The organism is Pseudomonas sp. DTU12.1 (assembly GCF_009873475.1).
GTDB lineage: Bacteria > Pseudomonadota > Gammaproteobacteria > Pseudomonadales > Pseudomonadaceae > Aquipseudomonas > Aquipseudomonas proteolytica.
Map to the genome: position 1 here is coordinate 4389972 of NZ_CP045254.1, position 21815 is coordinate 4411786.

Consider the following 21815-nt stretch of genomic DNA (forward strand, 5'->3'; position numbering starts at 1 on the left):
CGCGAAGGCAGGTTTTGGGGCTGCTTCGCAGCCCAGCGCGGGGCAAGCCCGCTCGCCACAACAAGCCTGCTTGCCACAACAACCTGCTTGTCACAACCAACCCGTCAAGCAGGCAACCGCTGCGACTCAACCCGATCCCGGCCCGCTTGCTTGGCGGCGTACACCGCCGAATCCGCGCGCAACAACAAGCCATCCACACCGTCATCGACCCGCCAACTGGCCACGCCAAAACTGGCGGTCACGGTGCCGACGCCTTCCATCGGTGTACTGCGCAGCACTTCCCATAATTCAACTGCCAGGCTGTAGGCCTGAACGCCATCGGTGTTCGGACACAGCACCATGAACTCCTCGCCGCCCAGGCGACAGAACACATCGCTGCGGCGCAAACGCTGGCTGATCCGCCGACACAGCTCCTGTAGCACCCCATCCCCGGCAGCGTGCCCGTGCTGGTCATTGATGCGCTTGAAATGGTCGATATCCAGCATGATCACGGCCAGCGTACCCGCTGTGCGCCGCACCCGGCTCATCTCGGCCTTCAGCCGGTCCTGGAAGTAGCGGCGATTATGGATACCCGTCAATGAGTCGGTGATCGACAGCGCCCGCAGCTCCTCCTCCACCCGCTTTAGATCGGAGATATCCGACACGTAGCCATGCCATAACGTACCGCCGCCAGGTAACTCTTCCGGTGTCGCCTCGCCACGGATCCATCGCAGGCCGCGGCCTGGCAGTTGCACCCGATATTCTTCGCGCCAATGGCTCAATTGCAGCGCTGACAAGCGGATAGAAGCGCGGATGCGTTCAGCATCGAGGGGGTGAATACGTTCGAAAACTTGCTTGGCATCCTGTTGCAACAGCCCCGGATCGATTTCATAGATATCGCGCATACCGTCGCTGGCGTAGATAAACCGCCAATTGTCGTTGGGCTCCAGGGTGAACTGGAAAATCCCACCCGGCACATGGGCACTGAGTTTTTTCAGCAAGCGATCCCGCGCAGCCAAGGCCTCATAGGCGCGTTTCTGCTCGGTGACATCCAGGCAGATCGCCAGGTGTCCGATCCATAAGCCATGGTCATCAAGCAATGCCGTGGCCAGCATATTCACGGTCAACTGGCTGCCGTCCTGGCGGACCAGTGTCCACTCCCGAGCCTCATGCAGGCTGTCGGCTCCCTCCACCAGCATCGCCTGGCCCGGCATGATCCGTTTGCCCAGCGCTTGGCTCAGCTGCATGGCACGGGTTTCCAGTTCCGACGCCAGGTGCAGGCTTTCGAGGGTCATGTGACCGAGCACCTGCTGCGCCGGATAACCCAGCATCTGCTCGGCACCGGCATTGAAGGTGTTGATCACCCCCCGCAGATCCGTGGCAATGATTGCCACCTGGGTCGCGGCGTTGAGCACACTGCGCAACTGGCCGTGGGCGCCGCGCAACTCATACTCACGCTGGTGCAATTGCCCGGTGCGCTGTTGTACCAGCCTCACCGCCCGCTGGCGCTGGCTGACCAGCACGTAGAGCAAGGCACTGAGCAACAGGCTGAGCAAGCCACCCATGACCAGGATACTGGTGACCGCAGAGTGATTGGCCTGGGCAAATACCTGACTGGGGCGCAGGCTCAGGGCATAGACATGATCACCTAGGGTAAGCCGGCGGATCGCCTCCAGGCCGCTATCGGCCACGGCGTTATCCGACTCGTACAACACTCGCTGCTGGGTGTCGGAAGTATCGACAATCTGCATGACCAGGTTGTCCCGGGCGGGCTTGGGCAAGCCGTCGGCCACCAACTGGCGCATGCTGATCACCGCCATGACGAAACCATAGGGTTCGTTGTAGGTCATTTGCGCGGTGTGCGGCCGGGTGACGGGCGCTACCAGCAACACCCCCATGGCATACGCCGGCTCCACACCCACCAGCAACATGGGTTGGGACACGGCGATGCTCCCGGACCGGTACGCCCGCTCGACGGTTGAGCGGCGCAGTGGTTGGGCCAGCAAGTCAAACCCCAGGGGCGAGCCGATCAGGCTTTGGGTCTGGCTATACAACACCGGCACATATTCGTCGCGCTCGCCTGCCGGCAGCAGGGTCCCGTTGTCGTTCAGTTCGCGAATGGAGAAAGGCGCGCCACGCTGGAGTGACACTTGTTGTTCGAAAGCCTGGCGCTGATCGCGAAATATCCGTGGCGCCCAGGCATAGGCCCGCGCGCGCATGAGCAACGGCTGGGCGAACCCATCGAACTCTTCGCGGGAAACTGTATTGGAATTGACGAAAAAACGCCGCAGGCTGCCCAGACGCTGTTCCTGGTCTTCAAAACGCTCTTCCAGGCGGCTATAGCGTTCGTTGACCAACAACTGAAAACGCTGGCGGACTTCCTGCTGATGCAAATCGGCCGTGGCCAGCGCCAGCACGACGGTGAGCACCACACCCACCAGCAATACTACCGACGCTACCAGCCAAGCCGACGCCTGTTCGCTGATAAATCCCAGTATTTTCGGGCGGACGTCTTGCAACGGCATAGGCAAAACTCGAAACACCAGCGTGCAGGGGCGCCACTTTGGCTAAGAGATTAGTTATAGCCATCGAGCCCACTTTTGACCAGCGTAAAAAAGCCGCGAACCCGGAAAAATCCGGGCCCGCGGCTTCAAGGTCGATCAGCGTGCGGTGATTTTCCAGGCCCGGTGGATTTTCGGGTTACGGGCAAAATCCGGATCGATGGTTTTATCGCTGATTTCCTCGACGGCATAGCGCTCGCCCAGGTTGTCCTCCAACTGGAACTTGCGGAAGTTGTTGGAGAAATACAGCACCCCGCCCGGTGCCAGACGGGCCATGGCCAGGTCGAGCAACTGCACGTGGTCGCGCTGGACGTCGAACACGCCTTCCATGCGCTTGGAGTTGGAGAAGGTCGGCGGGTCGATGAAGATCATGTCGAATTCATCACGGCTGGCTTCGAGCCAGGCCATCACATCACCCTGCTCCAGGCGGTTCTTGTCGGAAAAACCATTGAGGGACAGGTTGCGGCGCGCCCAGTCCAGGTAGGTTTTCGACAAGTCGACACTGGTGGTGCTGCGCGCACCGCCCTTGGCCGCATGCACACTGGCCGTGGCGGTGTAGCAATACAGGTTGAGGAAGCGTTTGCCGGCCGCTTCTTTCTGGATGCGCATGCGCATCGGGCGATGGTCGAGGAACAGCCCGGTATCCAGGTAGTCGGTCAGGTTGACCAACAGCTTCACCCCGCCTTCGCTGACTTCAGTGAACTTGCCCTGGGCGCTCTGGCGCTCGTACTGCTTGGTACCGCTCTGGCGCTCGCGGCGCTTGACCACTACGCGGCTCTTGTCGATGTTCAGCGCCTGGGGAATCGCAGCCAGGGCATCGAACATGCGTGCCGAAGCCTTTTCCGGATCGATGGACTTGGGCGCCACGTATTCCTGGACGTGCACCCAGTCGTGGTACAGGTCGATAGCCATGGAGTATTCCGGCATATCGGCGTCGTACACGCGGTAGCAATCGACACCCTCGCGCTTGGCCCACTTGCCCAGCAACTTGAGGTTCTTTTGCAGGCGGTTGGCAAACATCTGCCCGCCTTCGCTCAAGCGCGCCTGCTCGACCACCGGAGCCGGTGCCGGCGCGGGTTTGATCGGGTTACCGTTCTTGTTGTACTGGCGCTCTTGCGGCTCGGTCGGGGCCTGATCGTAAGCGGCTTGCTCACGTTCGGCCTGGCGCTGTTCCGGGGTACGGCGCTCGCCGGTCACGAACTGGTCCGGGTTGACCTTGATCAGCAGCAGCTTGCACGGCAACGCGCCGTTCCAGAACGAATACTGCTTGTGGCTGCGGATCCCCATGCGCTTGCCCAGGTCAGGTGCGCCAGTGAATACCGCCGCTTCCCAGCCCATGCACGCCTGGCGCAGACGCTCACCGAGGTTCTGGTAGAGATACAACAGGCTGGCTTCGTCACCCAGGCGCTCGCCGTACGGCGGGTTGCAGATGACCAGGCCTTTCTGGTTCTGGTCCGGGCGCGGCTCGAAGGTACCGACTTCGCCCTGGTAGATCTTGATCCAGTGGCTCAGGCCGGCACGCTCGATGTTGTTGCGCGCGGGCTGGATCAAGCGCGGGTCAGCTTCGTAGCCACGGATCCACAGCGGCGGTTTGTTCATGCCGATGGCCGCACGTTCGCTGGCCTCGGTGTGGAGTTTTTTCCACAGCGCCGGCACGTGGCCGAGCCAGGCGGTGAAGCCCCACTGCTCGCGATTGAGGTTGGGCGCCATGTCCGCAGCAATCATCGCACCTTCTACCAGGAAGGTACCGACGCCGCACATCGGGTCCGTCAGCGCGCCGTTTTCTGCGGCAATGCGCGGCCAACCGGCACGAATCAGAATCGCCGCCGCGAGGTTTTCCTTCAACGGTGCGGCGCCCTGCTGCAGGCGGTAACCGCGCTGGTGCAGGCTATGGCCGGACAGGTCGAGGGAGAGGATCGCTTCGCCACGGTCCAGGCGCAGGTGAATGCGCAGGTCGGGGTTGATCTTGTCGATGGACGGGCGTTCGCCGGTCGGGGTGCGCAGTTTGTCGACAATCGCATCCTTGACCTTCAGCGCGCCGAAGTGGGTGTTGTCGATGCCCGAGCCATGGCCGCTGAATTCCACCGCGAGGGTGCCATCGGGGACCATATGGTCTTGCCATTCGATATCCAGTACGCCGTGGTACAGGTCTTCGGCGTCCTTCATCGGGAAGCGCTTGAGCACCAGCAACACACGGTTGGCCAGGCGCGACCAGAGGCACAGGCGGTAGGCGGTTTCCATGTCGGCCATGCCGCGCACGGCCGAGGTGTGCTCGCGGGCGTCTTCAAGGCCAAGCCCGACGGCTTCCTCGATCAGCAGGCCTTCGAGGCCCTTGGGGCAAGTGAGGAAGAGTTCGTAACGGTCCGACATGGGCATTCCAGGCTTTTCAGCAATAAGTGAACGGGCGACGCATCGCGCGTTCGATTTTCAATCAAGCGCTTTTCTTGAAGAGCGCTCGCGTGGCACGAATGTGTGCCGTTCCACCCCGGCGTCCAGGCTTTGTGGGCCTTGATTGCCGGGGCAGAGAGATAATTTTTGCAACAAAAGGAAATATTCCGACCCTTCGTCGAATAATAACCGACTGCAGGCGGCGGGTATTCTCACTAAAGGATTAAACCCATCCTCTATACAGGGCACATCATAGCTGGCTTTGGCCAAAAAAAGGGGCGAAAAGCCATCCCAGCTTATGGCTATAGCATCGTTATCGTTACGTGCTTATGACAAAACGATCATTGAATCCATGTGACCTATTGGTTAGAACTCAACACAGGTTAGCGCCGCAACGACGCTGACACATTGGCTCGCCACGCCGGCAGCGAGCCGCACCAACGGCAGAAAAACTCTGCCCGGCCTCGGATGAGGTCGAAGGATATCAAGACAGTCAACAAGTGAGGGAAACACCCTATGAGAAGACTTAAGCGTGATCCGTTGGAAAGAGCATTTTTACGCGGATATCAGTATGGCGTTCATGGCAAATCCCGTGAGCTTTGCCCATTTACTCTACCGTCGGTACGCCAGGCCTGGATTAACGGGTGGCGCGAAGGACGCGGCGACAACTGGGACGGTATGACCGGCACTGCGGGGATCCACAGACTCAACGAACTTCACGCCGTCGGCTAATCAGGGCACTTAATTCCGACAACCACCTTGAAGAATGTAACGACTTAACCACGCACGCCCCATCCGGGCGGCGGGCTTCGGCCCAGGGGCTCCTTCGAGGAGCCCTTTTTTATGGCCGGACGTTCGCATCAGGGTTTTGGCAAGGCCGCGATGGCGTCCACCGACTGGCGAATCAACGCCGGCCCCTTGTAGATAAACCCGGAGTACAACTGCACCAGGCTGGCGCCCGCGGCGATTTTCTCGGCGGCGTGCTTGCCCTCGGTGATCCCGCCCACGGCGATGATCGGCAAACGCCCGGCCAACTCGGCAGCCAGCACCTTGACGATATGGGTGCTCTGGTCACGCACCGGTGCACCGGAAAGCCCACCGGCCTCGTCACCGTAGGCCAGGCCTTCAACGCCAGCACGGCTGAGGGTGGTGTTGGTGGCAATCACCGCGTCCATCCCCGAATCCACCAGGGCCTGGGCTACCAGCACGGTTTCTTCGTCGCTCATGTCCGGCGCGATCTTGATCGCCAACGGCACACGCTTGCCATGGCGTACCGCCAAGTCTTCCTGGCGCTGGCGCAGGGCCTCGAGCAGCTGCTTGAGGGAGTCGCCAAACTGCAGGCTGCGCAGGCCCGGGGTATTGGGCGAGCTGACGTTGACGGTCACATAGCTGGCATGGGCGTAAACCTTGTCCAGGCAGGTCAGGTAGTCATCCACCGCACGTTCCACCGGGGTATCGAAGTTCTTGCCGATATTGATCCCCAGGATGCCCTTGTACTTGGCGGCCTGCACCCGCGACAGCAAATGGTCAACACCCAGGTTGTTGAAGCCCATGCGATTGATGATCGCCTCCGCTTCCGGCAGGCGGAAAATGCGCGGCTTGGGATTACCCGGCTGTGGGCGCGGTGTGACCGTTCCGATCTCGACAAAACCGAACCCCAGTTGCGCAAAGCCGTCGATGGCCGCGCCGTTCTTGTCCAGGCCAGCGGCCAGGCCAACCGGGTTGGGGAAGTCGAGCCCCATCACCGAGACCGGCATTTTCGCCGGCGCCTTGCACACCAGGCCATTGAGCCCCAGGCGGCCGCCCGCACCGATCAGGTCCAGGGACAGATCGTGGGAAGTTTCCGGGGAAAGTTTGAACAACAGCTGGCGGGCCAGGGTATACATGGGCGGGCTTGACTCGGATGGCGGCGAAAGGTGGCGGCGATTATAGCCGGGGTGGCGGGTGCGCGCGAGGCATGGCACACCGCCGGTCGATCATCCCTTGCCAGCGGCCATCAACTCTTCGTAGCGCGCCCATATCTTGCGCGCATAGCGCAGGCGTAACTCATCACGCTCGGGCCCGGCCCCAGGCCCGGCGTTATAGGCGCCCACGGCGGTCCAGTTGTAGCCAAACTGCTTGATAAAGGCGGCGAGGATCGATGCCCCCACCTCCACCGACAGGCAAGGCTCATCCAACAACCGCTGCTCGGTGATCCCCTGTTTAAGCAGGCGCGGCAGATGAATGCTGTTGATTTGCATCAGGCCAATATCGCGAGTGCCATTGTTGTTGCTGTGGTTCATGGCTTCGGCGCGGTAGCCGGACTCTACTGCGGCAATCGCCTGCAACAGCTCTGGCTCGATATCGTACTGGCGGGCGGCCTCGGCCCAACAATACGCCTGGGCCTGACCGACTCCACCCAGGCTCAATAACATCAGTCCCAGCCGGCAAGCACGCCTCATACCCGCTCACCACACCATCCACAGGCCGGGCACGCAGCGGTGTGTGCCCCCACCGCCTGCACCAGCCCAGGGCGCGCGACCACCCGCACCCGGCCATTGAAGCGATAACCGCGGCCATACACCGTTGCGATCAACCCACGATCGCCCTCCAGTTGCTTGCGCAATGAGTAGATGCAGCGGGTCAGGGATTCTTCGGCAACGTCGATATCCGGCCAGACATGCTCCAGCAGGCAATCCTTGGTGACCAGCACCCCAGGCGTGGTCAACAACAGGCGCAACACGTGACTCTCTTTGGGCGGTAGCTGAATGTCGCGACCTTCGGTGGTCAGCCTGCCATCCTCCTGCAACGTCCATTGACCAAAGGCGAGGGACGCCGCCATCAAGCCCTCAACTGCAACAACCATTCAAACCTCTGTACCTGTCTGCGGGCATTCACGGCGCCTGAGGATTGCGTCACGCACCGTCTGGGAAAGGCGCGACTATAGAAACCCGTCATCAATTTCACGTTAGGAAAAAGCCCGATGCGTCGAAGTTTTGCAGGAGTTTTGCGTAGGAACTTTCGAAGCCTGGCGCTACTGCTCACCGACCCGGGCAAACGCGCGCCGTACACGTTCGTACTGATCGGCGCTCAGGGATGTCGAAGCGCCCTGCCCCTGGGCAAAAGAACGCGGGGGCACATCCAGTTCCGCCACCCGCTCCCTGATCATCCTTAGTTGCTGCTCACTGCCACTGATCAACAGGCTGTTGACCTGCGGATAAGCAATCACCGTGATGCCGGTGCGCGCCTTGCCACCCAGTTCGGCGAGCTGCTTCTCGAGGAGCGTGGCGAGACCAGGTACGGTGATGGTCTGCGCGCCCCTGTCGTACTGGCGGTCTGCTACATCGGCGTTGAGCACCTGGATGACCCCGACTCTTTGCATGTCCTCGCGCCGCGCCGGGCGCGGGCGGTCCATCAACTGGGCCAGGCGCATGACGTGATCGACATAGTTGGCGGGCCCCGACACGTAAAACAGACGGGGGCCGGCCTTGCGCAGGGGGTAGCGCGCCTCGTCGAGCCCCGAACGCCCCATGACGTCGCGCAGGCGGTCGACCGTCATGTGTCGCAGGGCTACCCCGGAACTCTTGGCCTCGCCAGCGTCGTAGAGATGCAGCACCTGGCCGTCGCTGTACCAGATCAATTCATGCTGCAACGCCACGGCCTCGAGGACGGCTTGCGCGTTGGCAAAATCAAACTGCCCGCTGATACGTTTGCCCGCCGCCAACTTGCTGACCACGATGGGCTGGCCGAGGGGCACCGCAAGCCGACCGAAGAAGCCTTGCAGGCTTTCGTCCCACGCCAGATAGGACTCGCCCATCGCCGGCAAGGCATTGAGCATCAGCAGAGCGGCCAGCAGCCAGCGCTGCAAAAGGCCCTGGACGGTCGCTGTGGTAAATCGAGCAAGGAGCACGCTGGGTTTCCTGGACGGTGTTGCCTGAAGGGGCGCCATAGTGAAAGGCCCCCACGGCGCAATCTTGATGAAAGCCTGACGGCCTACCCCATGCCACACGCCGTGGCATGTGCCTTGCTTTACCTTGCCCAGGGCAGCCCGCGCCAATGACGGAACGGGCTCAAGGACAAAGGCGTCGTTACCGCAGGTGGCTTGTAAGACACCCTACGGAGCGACGCCTTTTTTCACACAGAAGGTAGGTATTGATGAGTGATCAGGTCGGCTACAGCCAGGCAACCAATCCCCTGGCCTGGGTCAACGGCAGCGATGCCCCGGAAAAGAGCAGCCTCGACCTGGGCTTCATGGCCTTGAGCGATTGCGCCTCGCTGGTGGTCGCGGCGACGCAGGGGTTTGCCCAACCCTATGGCCTGACCTTGAACCTCAAGCGCCAAGCGTCGTGGGCCGGGCTGCGGGACAAGCTGGTCAGCGGCGAACTGGACGCCGCCCACAGCCTGTATGGCCTGATCTATGCGGTCCACCTGGGCATCGGCGGCGTCGCTGCAACCGACATGGCGGTGCTGATGGGCCTGAACCAGAATGGCCAAGGCATCAACCTGTCCCAGGGCCTGCAACAACAAGGTGTGACCAGTCCTGAGGCACTGGAGCGCAAGGTGCACCAAAGTCGGACAAAACTCACCTTCGCCCAGACGTTTCCTACCGGTACCCATGCCATGTGGTTGTATTACTGGCTGGCCAGCCAGGGCATTCACCCGCTGCGGGATGTCGAGAGTGTGGTGGTCCCGCCGCCGCAAATGGTCGCGCACCTGCAAGCCGGACGGATCGACGGCCTGTGCGTCGGCGAACCCTGGTGTGCCAGCGCAGTGCAGCAGAACCAGGGCTTCACCCTTGCCACCAGCCAGGCGATCTGGCCGGACCACCCGGAAAAAGTCCTGGGCTGCACCCAGGCGTTTGTCGAGCAATACCCCAACACCGCACGCGTGCTGGTAATGGCGGTTCTGGAAGCCAGCCGTTTTATCGATGACAGCCTCGAGAACCGGCGCTCCACCGCGCAACTGCTCAGCGCCAGGGATTACCTCGACGCGCCACTCGACTGCATCGAACCGCGGCTGCTGGGCATCTATGACGACGGCCTGGGTCACCACTGGCAAGACGTACACGCGCTGCGCTTTCATGGCGGGGGCGAGGTCAACCTGCCGTACCTGTCCGATGGCATGTGGTTCATGACCCAATTCCGCCGCTGGGGCCTGTTGCGTGAAGACCCCGATTACCACGCCGTTGCCCGTCAGGTGCAGCAACTGGATCTGTATCGCCAAGCCGCAAGCGCCGTGGGCGTGGCGACCAAGGCCGAAGAAATGCGCAGCAGCCAGTTGATCGACGGCAAGGTCTGGGATGGCTCGGACCCGGCCGGCTACGCCCGCAGTTTCCGCCTGCACGCCCTGGCCGACGATGTCGTCCGCCACGCCTTGCGCTGACGGGAGGCCACCCATGTTGCGAATCCTGCTGATCAATGACACCCCGCGCAAAGTCGGGCGCCTCAAGAGCGCGCTGACCGAGGCCGGTTTTGAAGTGATCGATGAATCGGGCCTGACCATCGACCTGCCGGCGCGCGTCGAAACGGTGCGCCCGGATGTGATTCTGATCGATACCGAATCACCCGGCCGCGATGTGATGGAGCAGGTGGTGCTGGTCAGCCGCGACCAGCCCCGGCCCATCGTGATGTTTACCGACGAACATGACCCCGGCGTGATGCGCCAGGCAATCAAGTCCGGGGTCAGTGCTTATATCGTCGAAGGCATCCAGGCCCAGCGCCTGCAACCGATCCTCGATGTCGCCATGGCGCGCTTCGAGAGCGACCAGGCCTTGCGCGCGCAACTCATAGCCCGCGACCAGCAACTGGCAGAACGCAAGCGCATCGAGCTGGCCAAGGGCCTACTGATGAAAATGAAAGACTGCAACGAGGAACAGGCCTACACCCTGATGCGCCGCCAGGCCATGAGCCGCCAGCAAAAGCTGATCCAGGTAGCGGAGCAGATTATTGCCATGAGTGAGTTGTTGGGCTGAGATAGCGGCACCGACACACCTTTCAGACACTGACGCCCCCCTGTGGCGAGCGGGCTTGCCCGCGCTGGGCTGCGAAGCAGCCCCAACAAGATCACAATGTTTTATCAGATAGTCCGAGGTGACTGATTTTGGGGCTGCTGCGCAGCCCAGCGCGGGGCAAGCCCGCTCGCCACGACAGCCGTGTCTGCCTGGTTTTATGCGCTGCGGCAAAATTGCGTAGAGACCGATGCCGCGATGGCGGTCTCACGATTGGCGCAAGACTTGCTATGTAAACATCACAGGTAGCCAACGGCGGTTGCCCCTCCACGACAAAGACGTCGCACATCCGGTTTGCATACGCGAACCCGGTGGCGGCGTTTTTTCGTTTTGGTGGGGCGGCCTTCGCGGGTCGTTCCATCACCAGGCCTTCTACAAGACCCCCAATCGTGAGGTGCGTGATGAAATCAAGCTTCTGGAAATCCGGGCACACCCCGACCTTGTTTGCCGCGTTCTTGTATTTCGACCTGAGTTTCATGGTCTGGTACCTATTGGGCCCGCTGGCGGTGCAGATCGCTGCCGACCTGCAACTGACCACTCAGCAACGCGGGCTGATGGTCGCCACGCCGATCCTGGCGGGGGCGATCCTGCGCTTTTTGATGGGCATGCTGGCGGACAAATTGTCGCCCAAGACCGCCGGGCTGATTGGTCAGGTGATCGTGATTGTGGCGCTGTTCTTCGCCTGGAAACTGGGGATCCACAGTTATGAACAGGCGCTGCTCCTGGGGCTTTTCCTCGGTATGGCCGGGGCCTCGTTTGCCGTTGCCCTGCCGCTGGCGTCCCAGTGGTACCCCGCCGAACACCAGGGCAAGGCCATGGGCATCGCCGGCGCCGGCAACTCCGGCACCGTGTTTGCCGCGCTGCTGGCGCCGTTGATTGCCGCCGCATTTGGCTGGAGCAATGTGTTCGGCTTTGCCCTGATCCCGTTGATCCTGACCCTGATCGTCTTTGCCTGGCTGGCGCGCAACGCCCCCGAACGGCCAAAAGCCAAATCCATGGCCGACTATTTCAAGGCCTTGGGCGATCGCGACAGTTGGTGGTTCATGTTCTTCTACAGCGTGACCTTCGGTGGCTTTATCGGCCTGGCCAGCGCCCTGCCCGGCTACTTCAACGATCAATATGGCTTGAGCCCGGTCACCGCCGGCTACTACACCGCCGCCTGCGTATTCGGCGGTAGCCTGATGCGCCCTCTGGGCGGCGCCCTGGCCGACCGTTTCGGCGGGATCCGCACACTACTGGGCATGTACGCCGTGGCAGCCGTCTGTATCGCCGCCGTGGGTTTCAACCTGCCCAGTTCCTACGCGGCACTGGCCCTGTTCGTCTGCACCATGCTGGGCTTGGGCGCCGGTAACGGTGCGGTCTTCCAACTGGTACCGCAGCGCTTTCGCCGGGAGATCGGCGTGATGACCGGGTTGATCGGCATGGCCGGCGGCATCGGCGGCTTCGCCCTGGCAGCGGGCATGGGCGCGATCAAGCAAAGCACCGGCAGCTACCAGTTGGCGCTGTGGCTGTTCGCCAGCCTGGGTGTGCTGGCGTGGTTCGGTCTGTATGGTGTGAAACGGCGCTGGAGGACCACCTGGGGTTCGGCTGCCGTCACCGCAGCGCGGGTCTGATGAGCCTGCAACTGAGTGTTGCCCAGGCCAGCGCCATCGGGCCGCGTGAGGAAAACCAGGACGCCATGCGCCTGGTTACCCCGGCCCCGGACCTGGCCGCCAGCAAAGGCTACCTGTGTGCCATCGCCGACGGCGTCAGCCAGTGTGCCGATGGCGGCCTGGCCGCGCGTTCGACCTTGCAGGCCCTGGCCCTGGACTACTATGCCACGCCACAAACCTGGGGCGTGGCCCAGGCCCTGGACCGGCTGTTGCTGGCGCAGAATCGCTGGCTGCAGGCCAATGGCGGCGGCCAGCCGTTGTTGACCACCCTCAGCGCCGTGGTGTTTCGCGGCCAGCGCTTTACCCTGGCCCATGTCGGCGACTGCCGGGTGTATCGCTGGTTCGACGGCGAGTTGCAGCGCATCAGCCAAGAACATGTCTGGGAACAACCGGGCATGCAGCACGTGCTCAAGCGCGCCCTGGGCCTGGATCAGCATCTGGTGGTGGACTTTCTCGACGGTGAACTGCGCCAGGGTGAATGTTTCCTACTGCTCAGCGATGGTGTGTGGTCGACCCTGGCGGATCACAGCATCCGTGCGATCCTGCGCGAACAGGCCGACCTGGACCTGGCCGTGAATACGCTGGTCAACGCCGCACACCTGGCGGGTAGCCAGGACAATGCCAGCGCCCTGCTGGTGCGCATCGACCAGCTCGGCGCCGCCACCCTGGGCGATGCACTGGTGCAGTTGCAGCAGTGGCCATTGCCGCCGCCGTTGAAGGCCGGGCAATCCTTTGAAGGCTGGCAGGTGGAGAGCGTGCTGGCACAAAGTCGGCAGTCGTTGCTGTACCGGGTACGCGATACCCAGCAGCAACCCTGGCTGCTGAAAACCCTGCCCCCTGGCCATGACGATGACCACGACGCCGCCCAGGCCCTGCTCTCAGAAGAATGGTTTCTGCGCCGGGTGGCCGGACGGGCATTTCCTGAAGTCCATCCGGCCGGCGGGCGTCAGCATTTGTACTATGTGATGCGTGAATACAGCGGGCAGACCCTGGCCGCCCTGTTCCAGCAGCAAGGCCCCTTGCCGCTGGCACAATGGCAATCCATCGCCGAGCGCTTGCTGCGCGCGGTGGGCATGTTGCATCGCCGGCAGATCCTGCACCGCGACATCAAGCCGGAAAACCTGCTGCTGGGGGACGACGGTGAATTGCGGGTACTGGACTTTGGCCTGGCCTATTGCCCGGGGTTATCCGAGGACCGCGCTCACCTGCTGCCGGGCACCCCCAGCTTTATCGCGCCTGAAGCCTTCAGTGGTGAACGTCCGACCCCTCGGCAGGATTTGTACAGCGTCGGCGTGAGCCTGTATTACCTGCTGACCGGGCACTATCCCTACGGTGAAATCGAAGCTTTCCAGCGCCCCCGCTTCAACACGCCGGTCAGCGCCAGCCGCTATCGACCGGATCTGCCCGACTGGTTGCAGCAAAGCCTGGAACGCGCGGTGGCGGCACAACCAGATCAACGCTACGAAACCGCCGAGGAATGGCTGTTGGTACTGGAACAGGCCGACCGCCGCGAGCTGAGCCTGCGCCCTCGGCCGCTGCTGGAGCGCGAGCCTCTCAAGGTCTGGCAAACCCTGGCGCTGGTGTCGCTGCTGCTCAATCTGCTGTTGCTATATCTGTTATCCCTGTAGGAGGCAGGCGCGCCAGTTGTGGGCGTCGCGCCTTTAAATGGTGCGAAACAACCTGGTGGCAGCCGCCAGAACCTCAGTAAATCCGGCGTTTCACGACTTGGCACAACCACTGCATTAGCTCTTGCAACACCCCACATACAGCCCACCCTTCAACGACGAAGGTGGGGCTTTCCCGAGAGAACGGGACCAGGACAAAGGCGTCCTCGCTAGGCAACTAGCGGGACGCCTTTTTTTGTTTGCGCGTGATTTGTCGAGCCATTGCGGAGAACGACATGAAAAAACTCAAACTGGTGATGATCGGCAACGGCATGGCCGGGGTTCGCACCCTTGAAGAACTGCTGAAACTGAGCACCGAGCTGTACGACATCACGGTCTTTGGCGCCGAGCCCCACACCAACTACAACCGCATCCTGCTATCGCCGGTGCTGGCCGGTGAGCAGACGTTCGAAGAGATCGTGCTCAACGACCTCGACTGGTACCTGCAAAACAACATTAAGTTGCTGCTCAACCGCAAGGTGGTGCAGATCGACCGGGTCAAACGCAAAGTCATCGCCGAAGACGGCACCGAGGCCGAATACGATCGCCTGCTGATTGCCACCGGTTCGACTCCGTTCATCCTGCCGATCCCCGGCAATACCTTGCAGGGCGTGATCGGCTACCGCGACATTGCCGACACCCAAGCCATGATCGACACCGCCAAGACCCACAAGCATGCCGTGGTCATCGGTGGCGGCCTGCTCGGCCTGGAAGCGGCCAATGGCCTGATGCTGCGCGGCATGCACGTCACCGTGGTGCATATCGGCGAATGGCTGCTGGAGCGGCAACTGGACAAGACCAGCGGCCAGTTGCTGCAAACCGAACTGGAAAGCCGTGGCCTGGTGTTTCGCCTGTGCGAACAGACCCAGGCCCTGCATGACGCCGGCAATGGCCGCGTGGGTTCGGTGCAATTTAAAAACGGCGACGTGATTCCCGCCGACCTGGTGGTGATGGCCGCCGGGATCCGCCCCAATACCGAACTGGCGGAAAAGTCCGGCATCCCGTGCAACCGTGGGATCCTGGTCAACGACACGATGCAAACCTACGACCCGCGCATCTATGCCATCGGCGAATGCGCCAGCCATCGCGGGATTGCCTACGGCCTGGTGGCGCCGCTGTTCGAGCAGGCCAAGGTCTGCGCCAACCACCTGGCCCAGTTGGGGTTCGCCACCTACAAAGGCTCGGTGACCTCGACCAAACTGAAAGTCACCGGTATCGACCTGTTTTCCGCTGGCGACTTCATGGGCGGCGAAGGCACCGAAACCATCACCCTTTCCGACCCCATCGGCGGCGTCTACAAGAAGCTGGTGATCAAGGACGACATCTTGGTCGGCGCCTGCCTGTACGGCGACACCGCCGATGGCGGTTGGTATTTCCGGCAGATCCGTGAGAACCATGGCATTGGCGAAATCCGCGACCACCTGATGTTCGGCGAAAACGCCTTGGGCGACGTCGGCCACCAAGGCCAGGACAAAGCCATGAGCATGGCCGACAGCGCCGAAGTCTGCGGCTGCAACGGCGTGTGCAAGGGCACCATCGTCAAGGCGATCCAGGAGCAGGGCCTGTTCAGCGTCGATGAGGTGAAGAAACACACCAAGGCCGCCAGTTCCTGCGGCTCCTGCGCCGGGTTGGTGGAGCAGATCCTGATCAACACCGTGGGCGGTGCGGCTGACGTCAAGCCAAAGAGCGAAAAAGCCATCTGTGGTTGCAGCGACCTGAACCACGGGCAAATCCGCCAGGCGATCCGCGACCAGCACCTGCTGACCATCGCCGACACCATGAGCTACTTGAACTGGCGCACTCCCAACGGCTGCGCCACTTGCCGCCCGGCGTTGAACTACTACCTGATCTCCACCTGGCCGGGGGAAGCCAAGGACGATCCGCAATCGCGCCTGATCAACGAACGGGCCCACGCCAACATTCAGAAAGACGGCACTTACTCGGTAGTCCCGCGGATGTGGGGCGGTGTGACCAATCCTTCCGAACTGCGGCGGATTGCCGATGTGGCCGACAAGTACAACGTGCCGATGGTCAAGGTCACCGGCGGCCAGCGCATCGACTTGCTGGGCATCAAGAAACAGGACCTGCCCGGTGTCTGGAAAGACCTGGATATGCCGTCCGGGCACGCCTACGGCAAATCCATCCGTACCGTGAAGACCTGCGTAGGCAGCGAGTTCTGCCGCTTCGGCACGCAGAACTCCACACAACTGGGCATCGAGTTGGAGCATGACCTGTTCAATATGTGGTCGCCCCACAAGGTCAAGCTGGCGGTCTCCGGTTGCCCGCGCAACTGCTCGGAAGCCGGGATCAAGGACGTGGGAATTATCGGCGTCGACTCGGGCTGGGAGATGTATATCGGCGGCAACGGCGGGATCAAGACCGAGGTCGCAGAGTTCTTCGTCAAGCTCAAGACCGCCGAGGAGGTACGCGAATACAACGGCGCCTTCCTGCAGCTGTACCGCGAAGAAGCCTTCTACCTGGAGCGCACCGTGCATTACATGCAGCGGGTCGGCATGGACCATATCAAGAAGGCCGTGCTGGAAGACCCAGCGCGGCGCCAGGCCCTGAACGAGCGCCTGCAGTTCTCCCTGTCGTTTGAACAAGACCCATGGAAAGAACGCCTGGAGCAGCCGTTGCTGAAGAAGGAATTCGACACCATCGCCGTCAAACAGCTGGAGGTAGTGGTATGAACTGGCTGGATATCTGTGCCCTCGACGAAATCAACGCACTGGGCTCGCGCATCGTCAGCGGCCCGAAAGGTGAAATTGCGATTTTTCGTACCAGTGACGACGAAGTCTTCGCCCTTGACGACCGCTGCCCGCACAAGGGTGGGCCATTGTCCCAGGGGTTGATTTACGGCAAACGCGTAGCGTGCCCATTGCACAACTGGCAGATCGACCTGGCGTCCGGCGAAGCCCAGGCCCCGGATATCGGTTGCGCCCACCACCACCACGCCCGGGTTGAAAACGGCCGGGTGATGCTGGCCCTGCGGGACGCCGGTTGATGAACCGCCAGGTCACCGCATCGACCTGCTGCTACTGCGGGGTCGGCTGCGGCGTGCTGATCGAGCATGATGGCGCGCAGATCCTCGGGGTCAGCGGCGACCCGTCGCACCCGGCCAATTTCGGCAAGTTGTGCAGCAAGGGTTCCAGCCTGCACCTGACTGGCGACCTGGCAGCGCGGGCGTTGTACCCCGAATTGCGCCTGGGCAAAGGCCTGGCCCGTGGCCGTACCGATTGGGACAGTGCCCTGGACCACGCGGCCCATGTGTTCGCCGACACCATCGCCGAGCACGGCCCCGACAGTGTGGCGTTCTATATCTCCGGGCAACTGCTGACCGAGGATTACTACAGTTTCAACAAACTCGCCCGGGCGCTGGTGGGCACCAACAATATCGACAGCAATTCCCGGCTGTGTATGTCCTCGGCGGTGGTCGGCTACAAGCGCAGCCTGGGGGCCGACGCGCCACCGTGCAGCTATGAGGACCTGGAGGCCAGCGATTGCGTGATGATCGTCGGCAGTAATATGGCCTACGCCCACCCGGTACTGTTTCGCCGGCTGGAAGAGGCCAAGGCGCGCCGTCCGGATATGAAAGTGCTGGTCGTTGATCCACGGCGCACCGATACCTGTGACTTGGCGGATATGCACCTGGCAATCCTGCCGGGTACCGATGTCGCGTTGTTCCATGGGATTTTGCATCTGCTGCTGTGGGAAGACTGGATCGATCGTGACTTTATCCAGGCTCATACCGATGGTTTGGTCGAACTCAAACGCCTGGTCCACGACTACACGCCGCAGATGGTCACGCAATTGTGCGGGATCACTGTCGAGCAACTGCGCCAGTGTGCGCAGTGGGTCGGTACCTCCACGAGCTTTCTGTCGCTGTGGTGCATGGGGCTCAACCAGTCCACCGCCGGCAGTGCGAAAAACAGCGCCCTGATCAACCTGCACCTGGCCACCGGCACCATTGGCCGCCCAGGTTGCGGGCCGTTTTCCCTGACCGGTCAGCCCAACGCCATGGGCGGCCGGGAAACCGGTAGCCTGTCAAACCTGCTGCCGGGCCATCGCGATGCCAACAACCCCGAGCACCGCGCACAAGTGGCCGCCTACTGGGGGGTTGAGCAACTGCCATCCAGTACCGGCTTGACCGCCATCGAATTGTTCGAGCAGGTACAGGCCGGCAAGATCAAAGCGCTGTGGATCGCCTGCACCAACCCCGCGCAATCGTTGCCGGACCAGAGCAGCGTGCGCCAGGCCCTGGCCGCGTGCCCATTCGTGGTGTTGCAGGAAGCCTTCCGCACCACAGAAACCGCAGCCTTTGCCGACCTGTTGTTGCCAGCCGCCAGTTGGGGTGAGAAAGAAGGCACCGTGACCAATTCCGAGCGGCGCATTTCCCACGTACGCCAGGCCATTGCCCCACCGGGTGAGGCGCGGTCGGACTGGGCGATTACCGTGGATTTCGCACAGCGCCTGGAGCAACGTTTGCGACCGGGCCTACCGAGCCTGTTTGCGTTTGCGCAACCTTCGCAGATTTTTGATGAGTTCAAACTGCTGACACGCGGTCGGGACTTGGACCTGTCAGGTATCAGCCATGCCCTGCTCGACCGGATCGGCCCGCAACAATGGCCGTTTCCCGCCGAGGCTCAGAGCGGCACGCCACGGCTGTACACCGACGGCATCTTCCCGACCGACAGTGGTCGTGCGCACTTTATCGCCGAGCCTTATCGCGCGGCCAAGGAACAACGTGATGCGCGCTTTCCCCTGACCCTGATCACCGGCCGCCTGCGTGACCAATGGCATGGCATGAGCCGCACCGGTACGGCTGCGCAACTGTTCGGCCACGTCAGCGAAGCATTGCTCAGCCTGCACCCGGACGAACTACGCCGGCACCGCTTCAAAGAGGGCGATCTGGTGAGCCTGAAAAGCCGCCGTGGCCAGGTGATTGTGGCGGTGACCAGTGATGACAGCGTGCGGCCCGGCCAGGCGTTCCTGCCCATGCATTGGGGCGATCGCTTCCTCAAGGGCGGCGTCAACATGCTGACTCAGCCGGCATTCGATCCCTTGTCGAAACAACCCGAGCTCAAGCACAGCGGTGTACGCCTGGAAGCCGTGCAATTGCCTTGGCAGCTGTTTGCGTTGATCGAAGGTGACGTGCAGCAACACTTCGAGGCGTTGCGTCCGCTTTGCGAGCGCTTTGCCTACGTCAGCCTCAGCTTGACCGGGCGTGAGCGGCCGGCGCTACTGCTGCGTGCTGCCCACACCGAGGCGCCGGACCTGCAGTTGCTCAAGAACATCGACCAATTGCTGGGCCTCAATGACGGCCCGGTCATGGCCTATGACGACCCACGGCGCTCCATCGGCAAGCGGGTAAAAATCGAGAAAGGCCGAATTACCGCGATCCGTCTGGCCGGCGAAACCCTGGCCCGTCATTGGCTGCAAAGCCTTTGGCTGGAGGGCCGGACCGATGAACAACTGCGCCGCTGGTTGCTGGCCCCGCTAAGCGCGCCACCCGGCGCGGGTACGAGCAGCAACAAAATTCTCTGCAACTGCAAGAACGTCAGCGAAAACGCGATATGTGCAGGCATCAATCGCGGCCTGGACCTCGCGGGGCTGAAGCAAGAACTAGGCTGCGGCACGCAATGTGGCTCCTGCGTCCCCGAAATCAAACGGCTTTTGGCGAGCACCTCGCAGCCAATCGCTATCAGTGTGTGAGGGCAATGAATATGAGTGCAAAAGTCTGGCTGGTGGGCGCAGGCCCGGGTGATCCGGAGTTGTTGACCCTCAAGGCGGTGCGGGCCCTGCACGAGGCCGATGTGGTGTTGATTGATGACTTGGTCAACCCGGCGGTGCTCGAGCACTGCCCAGGTGCGCGGGTGATTACCGTCGGCAAACGTGGCGGCTGCCGTTCCACGCCCCAGGATTTCATTCACCGTTTGATGCTGCGTTACGCGCGTCAGGGTAAATGTGTGGTGCGCCTCAAAGGCGGTGATCCGTGCATTTTTGGCCGTGGCGGCGAAGAAGCGACCTGGCTCAGGGAGCGAGGCGTGAGTGTGGAGCTGGTCAATGGCATCACCGCCGGGCTGGCAGGTGCGACCAATTGCGATATACCGCTGACACTGCGCGGGATCAGTCGCGGCGTAACGCTGGTCACTGCTCATACCCAGGACGACAGCAGCCTGAATTGGCGGGCACTGGCCGAAGGGGGCACAACACTGGTGATCTACATGGGCGTGGCGAAGCTTTCAGAGATTGCCCGGCAACTGCTGGAAGGTGGCATGGCCGCTGATATGCCAGTGGCGATGATCGAGAACGCCTCGCTGCCCCAACAGCGTGAGTGCCGCAGCTCCCTGGCACGCATGCACGATGATGCCCAGGCATTCGCCTTGAAGAGCCCGGCTATCCTGGTGATCGGTGCGGTGGCGGCAGCGGCGGTTGAAGCAGCATTGGCCGCCAGCGCTTGAGGCAAATCGCAGGCGAAAAAAAGCCCGGCTCAAGAGCCGGGCTTTTTTCTACCACTCAGTAATTACTGAGCTTGAGCTTCAACCGATGCTTCTACGCGACGGTTAACAGCACGACCAGCTTCAGTTGCGTTGTCAGCAACTGGGCGGGATTCGCCGTAACCTACGGAGGTGATACGGCCAGCGTCAACGCCGTCTTTAACCAGGACTTGCTTAACAGCGTCAGCACGACGCTGGGACAGCTTCTGGTTGTAAGCGTCTGGACCGACGGAGTCAGTGTGACCAGCAACTTCTACGTTGGTAGCTGGGTACTGAGCCATGAAGTCGGCCAGGTTTTTGACGTCGCCGTAGCTGTTAGGCTTAACAACGGCCTTGTCGAAGTCGAACTTAACGTCCAGCTCAACACGAACAACCTGAGCAACCGGAGCTTCTGGCTCTGGAACTGGCTCTGGAGCTGGTGCTGGGGTAGGAGCTGGAGCGGCTGCGCCAGCGTTACCGCCGAAGTTTACGCCCAGGCCGACCAGTGCGGAGTAATCCCACTTGCCGTTGTCCAGACCGTAGTCAGCTTCAACACCGGCACGAGCGTACAGGTTGTTGGTGAAGTAGTACTTAACGCCAGTACCAACGGTAGCGAAGGTAGTCTGGTCGCGACCGGTGTGGCCATCAGCACGTACGTTGCCACGGCTCTGGTGACCGAAACCACCTTCTACGTATGGACGCAGGGAGTCGACGCCAGCTTGACCGAAGTGGTATTGGGCAACGAGGCTGCCGGTATCACCTTTGATCTTCTGGTTGCCAGTACCGTCAGTCGAACGGGTGTGGTTGGTCTTGTCGTAGGACAAGTTCAAGGACAGGTCGTCGGTCAGGAAGTAACCGATGCGAGCGCCAGGATTGAAGCCGTCTTCGATGTGCTTGACGCTATCGTTGTACTGCTTCTTGTAGAACAGCTCGCCTTCAACTGCGCCTTGGCCTTGTGCCAGAACGCCGAAAGAAGTAGCGGCAATAAGAGAACCAATGGCCAAGCCCAAGGTGTTTTTCAGTTTCATCCGTTAAATCCCCATCTGGTGATTGTAAAGCAGTCCCACATACCGGGGGACAACTCGGCGACAAGTCTAACAGAACTTGCC

At 61.7% G+C, this 21815-nt stretch carries 16 protein-coding genes; 9 read left to right on the forward strand and 7 right to left on the reverse strand.

Features of this window, described 5'->3' with window-relative positions; genetic code table 11:
* Positions 1-104: 104 nt before the first annotated feature.
* On the reverse strand, positions 105-2504 hold the full coding sequence (locus tag GDV60_RS19280; RefSeq protein WP_092231823.1) for a GGDEF domain-containing protein: 2400 nt from the start codon (positions 2502-2504) through the stop codon (positions 105-107).
* A 135-nt stretch (positions 2505-2639) separates the two neighbouring features.
* Entirely contained in the window at positions 2640-4910 is a 2271-nt protein-coding gene (gene rlmKL, locus GDV60_RS19285) for a bifunctional 23S rRNA (guanine(2069)-N(7))-methyltransferase RlmK/23S rRNA (guanine(2445)-N(2))-methyltransferase RlmL (protein ID WP_029298230.1), read from the reverse strand.
* A 534-nt stretch (positions 4911-5444) separates the two neighbouring features.
* Between rlmKL and rmf the strand changes: the two genes are divergently transcribed.
* The gene (gene rmf, locus GDV60_RS19290; protein ID WP_002553055.1) at positions 5445-5660 is read left to right on the forward strand and encodes a ribosome modulation factor; all 216 of its coding nucleotides are present in this window, start codon (positions 5445-5447) and stop codon (positions 5658-5660) included.
* Between the two features lie 128 nt (positions 5661-5788).
* Here the strand turns inward: rmf and GDV60_RS19295 are convergent, their stop codons facing one another.
* The 4 genes from GDV60_RS19295 to GDV60_RS19310 all read right to left on the reverse strand — a co-directional run bounded on the left by GDV60_RS19295 (position 5789) and on the right by GDV60_RS19310 (position 8817).
* Complete coding sequence (locus GDV60_RS19295) at positions 5789-6814, reverse strand: quinone-dependent dihydroorotate dehydrogenase (protein ID WP_159908473.1); 1026 nt, start codon at positions 6812-6814, stop codon at positions 5789-5791.
* Positions 6815-6904: 90 nt separating this feature from the next.
* A complete protein-coding gene (locus GDV60_RS19300; protein WP_159908475.1) occupies positions 6905-7369 on the reverse strand; it encodes a transglycosylase SLT domain-containing protein in 465 nt (154 codons plus the stop codon).
* The gene (locus tag GDV60_RS19305; RefSeq protein ID WP_159908477.1) at positions 7366-7773 is read right to left on the reverse strand and encodes a winged helix-turn-helix domain-containing protein; all 408 of its coding nucleotides are present in this window, start codon (positions 7771-7773) and stop codon (positions 7366-7368) included. The genes GDV60_RS19300 and GDV60_RS19305 overlap by 4 nt, the downstream gene beginning before the upstream one ends.
* 168 nt (positions 7774-7941) lie before the next feature.
* Positions 7942-8817 (reverse strand): secretin N-terminal domain-containing protein, encoded by an 876-nt coding sequence (locus GDV60_RS19310; RefSeq protein ID WP_256679320.1) that lies wholly within the window; start codon positions 8815-8817, stop codon positions 7942-7944.
* Between the two features lie 245 nt (positions 8818-9062).
* On the opposite strand from GDV60_RS19310, the gene GDV60_RS19315 reads away from it, so the two are divergent.
* The 8 genes from GDV60_RS19315 to cobA all read left to right on the forward strand — a co-directional run bounded on the left by GDV60_RS19315 (position 9063) and on the right by cobA (position 20691).
* Positions 9063-10289: a CmpA/NrtA family ABC transporter substrate-binding protein gene (locus tag GDV60_RS19315; protein ID WP_159908481.1), complete on the forward strand. Its 1227-nt coding sequence runs from the start codon at positions 9063-9065 to the stop codon at positions 10287-10289.
* A gap of 13 nt (positions 10290-10302) precedes the next feature.
* The gene (locus GDV60_RS19320; RefSeq protein ID WP_029298254.1) at positions 10303-10878 is read left to right on the forward strand and encodes an ANTAR domain-containing response regulator; all 576 of its coding nucleotides are present in this window, start codon (positions 10303-10305) and stop codon (positions 10876-10878) included.
* 437 nt (positions 10879-11315) lie between these two features.
* A complete protein-coding gene (locus tag GDV60_RS19325) occupies positions 11316-12527 on the forward strand; it encodes a NarK/NasA family nitrate transporter (RefSeq protein WP_070995172.1) in 1212 nt (403 codons plus the stop codon).
* Positions 12527-14194 carry a bifunctional protein-serine/threonine kinase/phosphatase gene (locus GDV60_RS19330; RefSeq protein ID WP_029298258.1) on the forward strand — a complete coding sequence of 556 codons (1668 nt, stop codon included), beginning with the start codon at positions 12527-12529 and terminating at the stop codon, positions 14192-14194. The genes GDV60_RS19325 and GDV60_RS19330 overlap by 1 nt, the downstream gene beginning before the upstream one ends.
* 272 nt (positions 14195-14466) lie before the next feature.
* The gene (nirB, locus tag GDV60_RS19335; RefSeq protein WP_070995170.1) at positions 14467-16920 is read left to right on the forward strand and encodes a nitrite reductase large subunit NirB; all 2454 of its coding nucleotides are present in this window, start codon (positions 14467-14469) and stop codon (positions 16918-16920) included.
* Positions 16917-17234 (forward strand): nitrite reductase small subunit NirD, encoded by a 318-nt coding sequence (gene nirD / locus GDV60_RS19340; RefSeq protein ID WP_029298262.1) that lies wholly within the window; start codon positions 16917-16919, stop codon positions 17232-17234. The genes nirB and nirD overlap by 4 nt, the downstream gene beginning before the upstream one ends.
* Complete coding sequence (locus GDV60_RS19345) at positions 17234-19942, forward strand: nitrate reductase (RefSeq protein WP_159908483.1); 2709 nt, start codon at positions 17234-17236, stop codon at positions 19940-19942. The genes nirD and GDV60_RS19345 overlap by 1 nt, the downstream gene beginning before the upstream one ends.
* Positions 19943-19953: 11 nt before the next feature.
* Complete coding sequence (gene cobA, locus GDV60_RS19350; protein WP_029298265.1) at positions 19954-20691, forward strand: uroporphyrinogen-III C-methyltransferase; 738 nt, start codon at positions 19954-19956, stop codon at positions 20689-20691.
* A 62-nt stretch (positions 20692-20753) separates the two neighbouring features.
* On the opposite strand, the gene GDV60_RS19355 is transcribed toward cobA, so the two are convergent.
* A complete protein-coding gene (locus GDV60_RS19355; RefSeq protein WP_029298268.1) occupies positions 20754-21734 on the reverse strand; it encodes an OmpA family protein in 981 nt (326 codons plus the stop codon).
* Between the last annotated feature and the right edge of the window lie 81 nt (positions 21735-21815).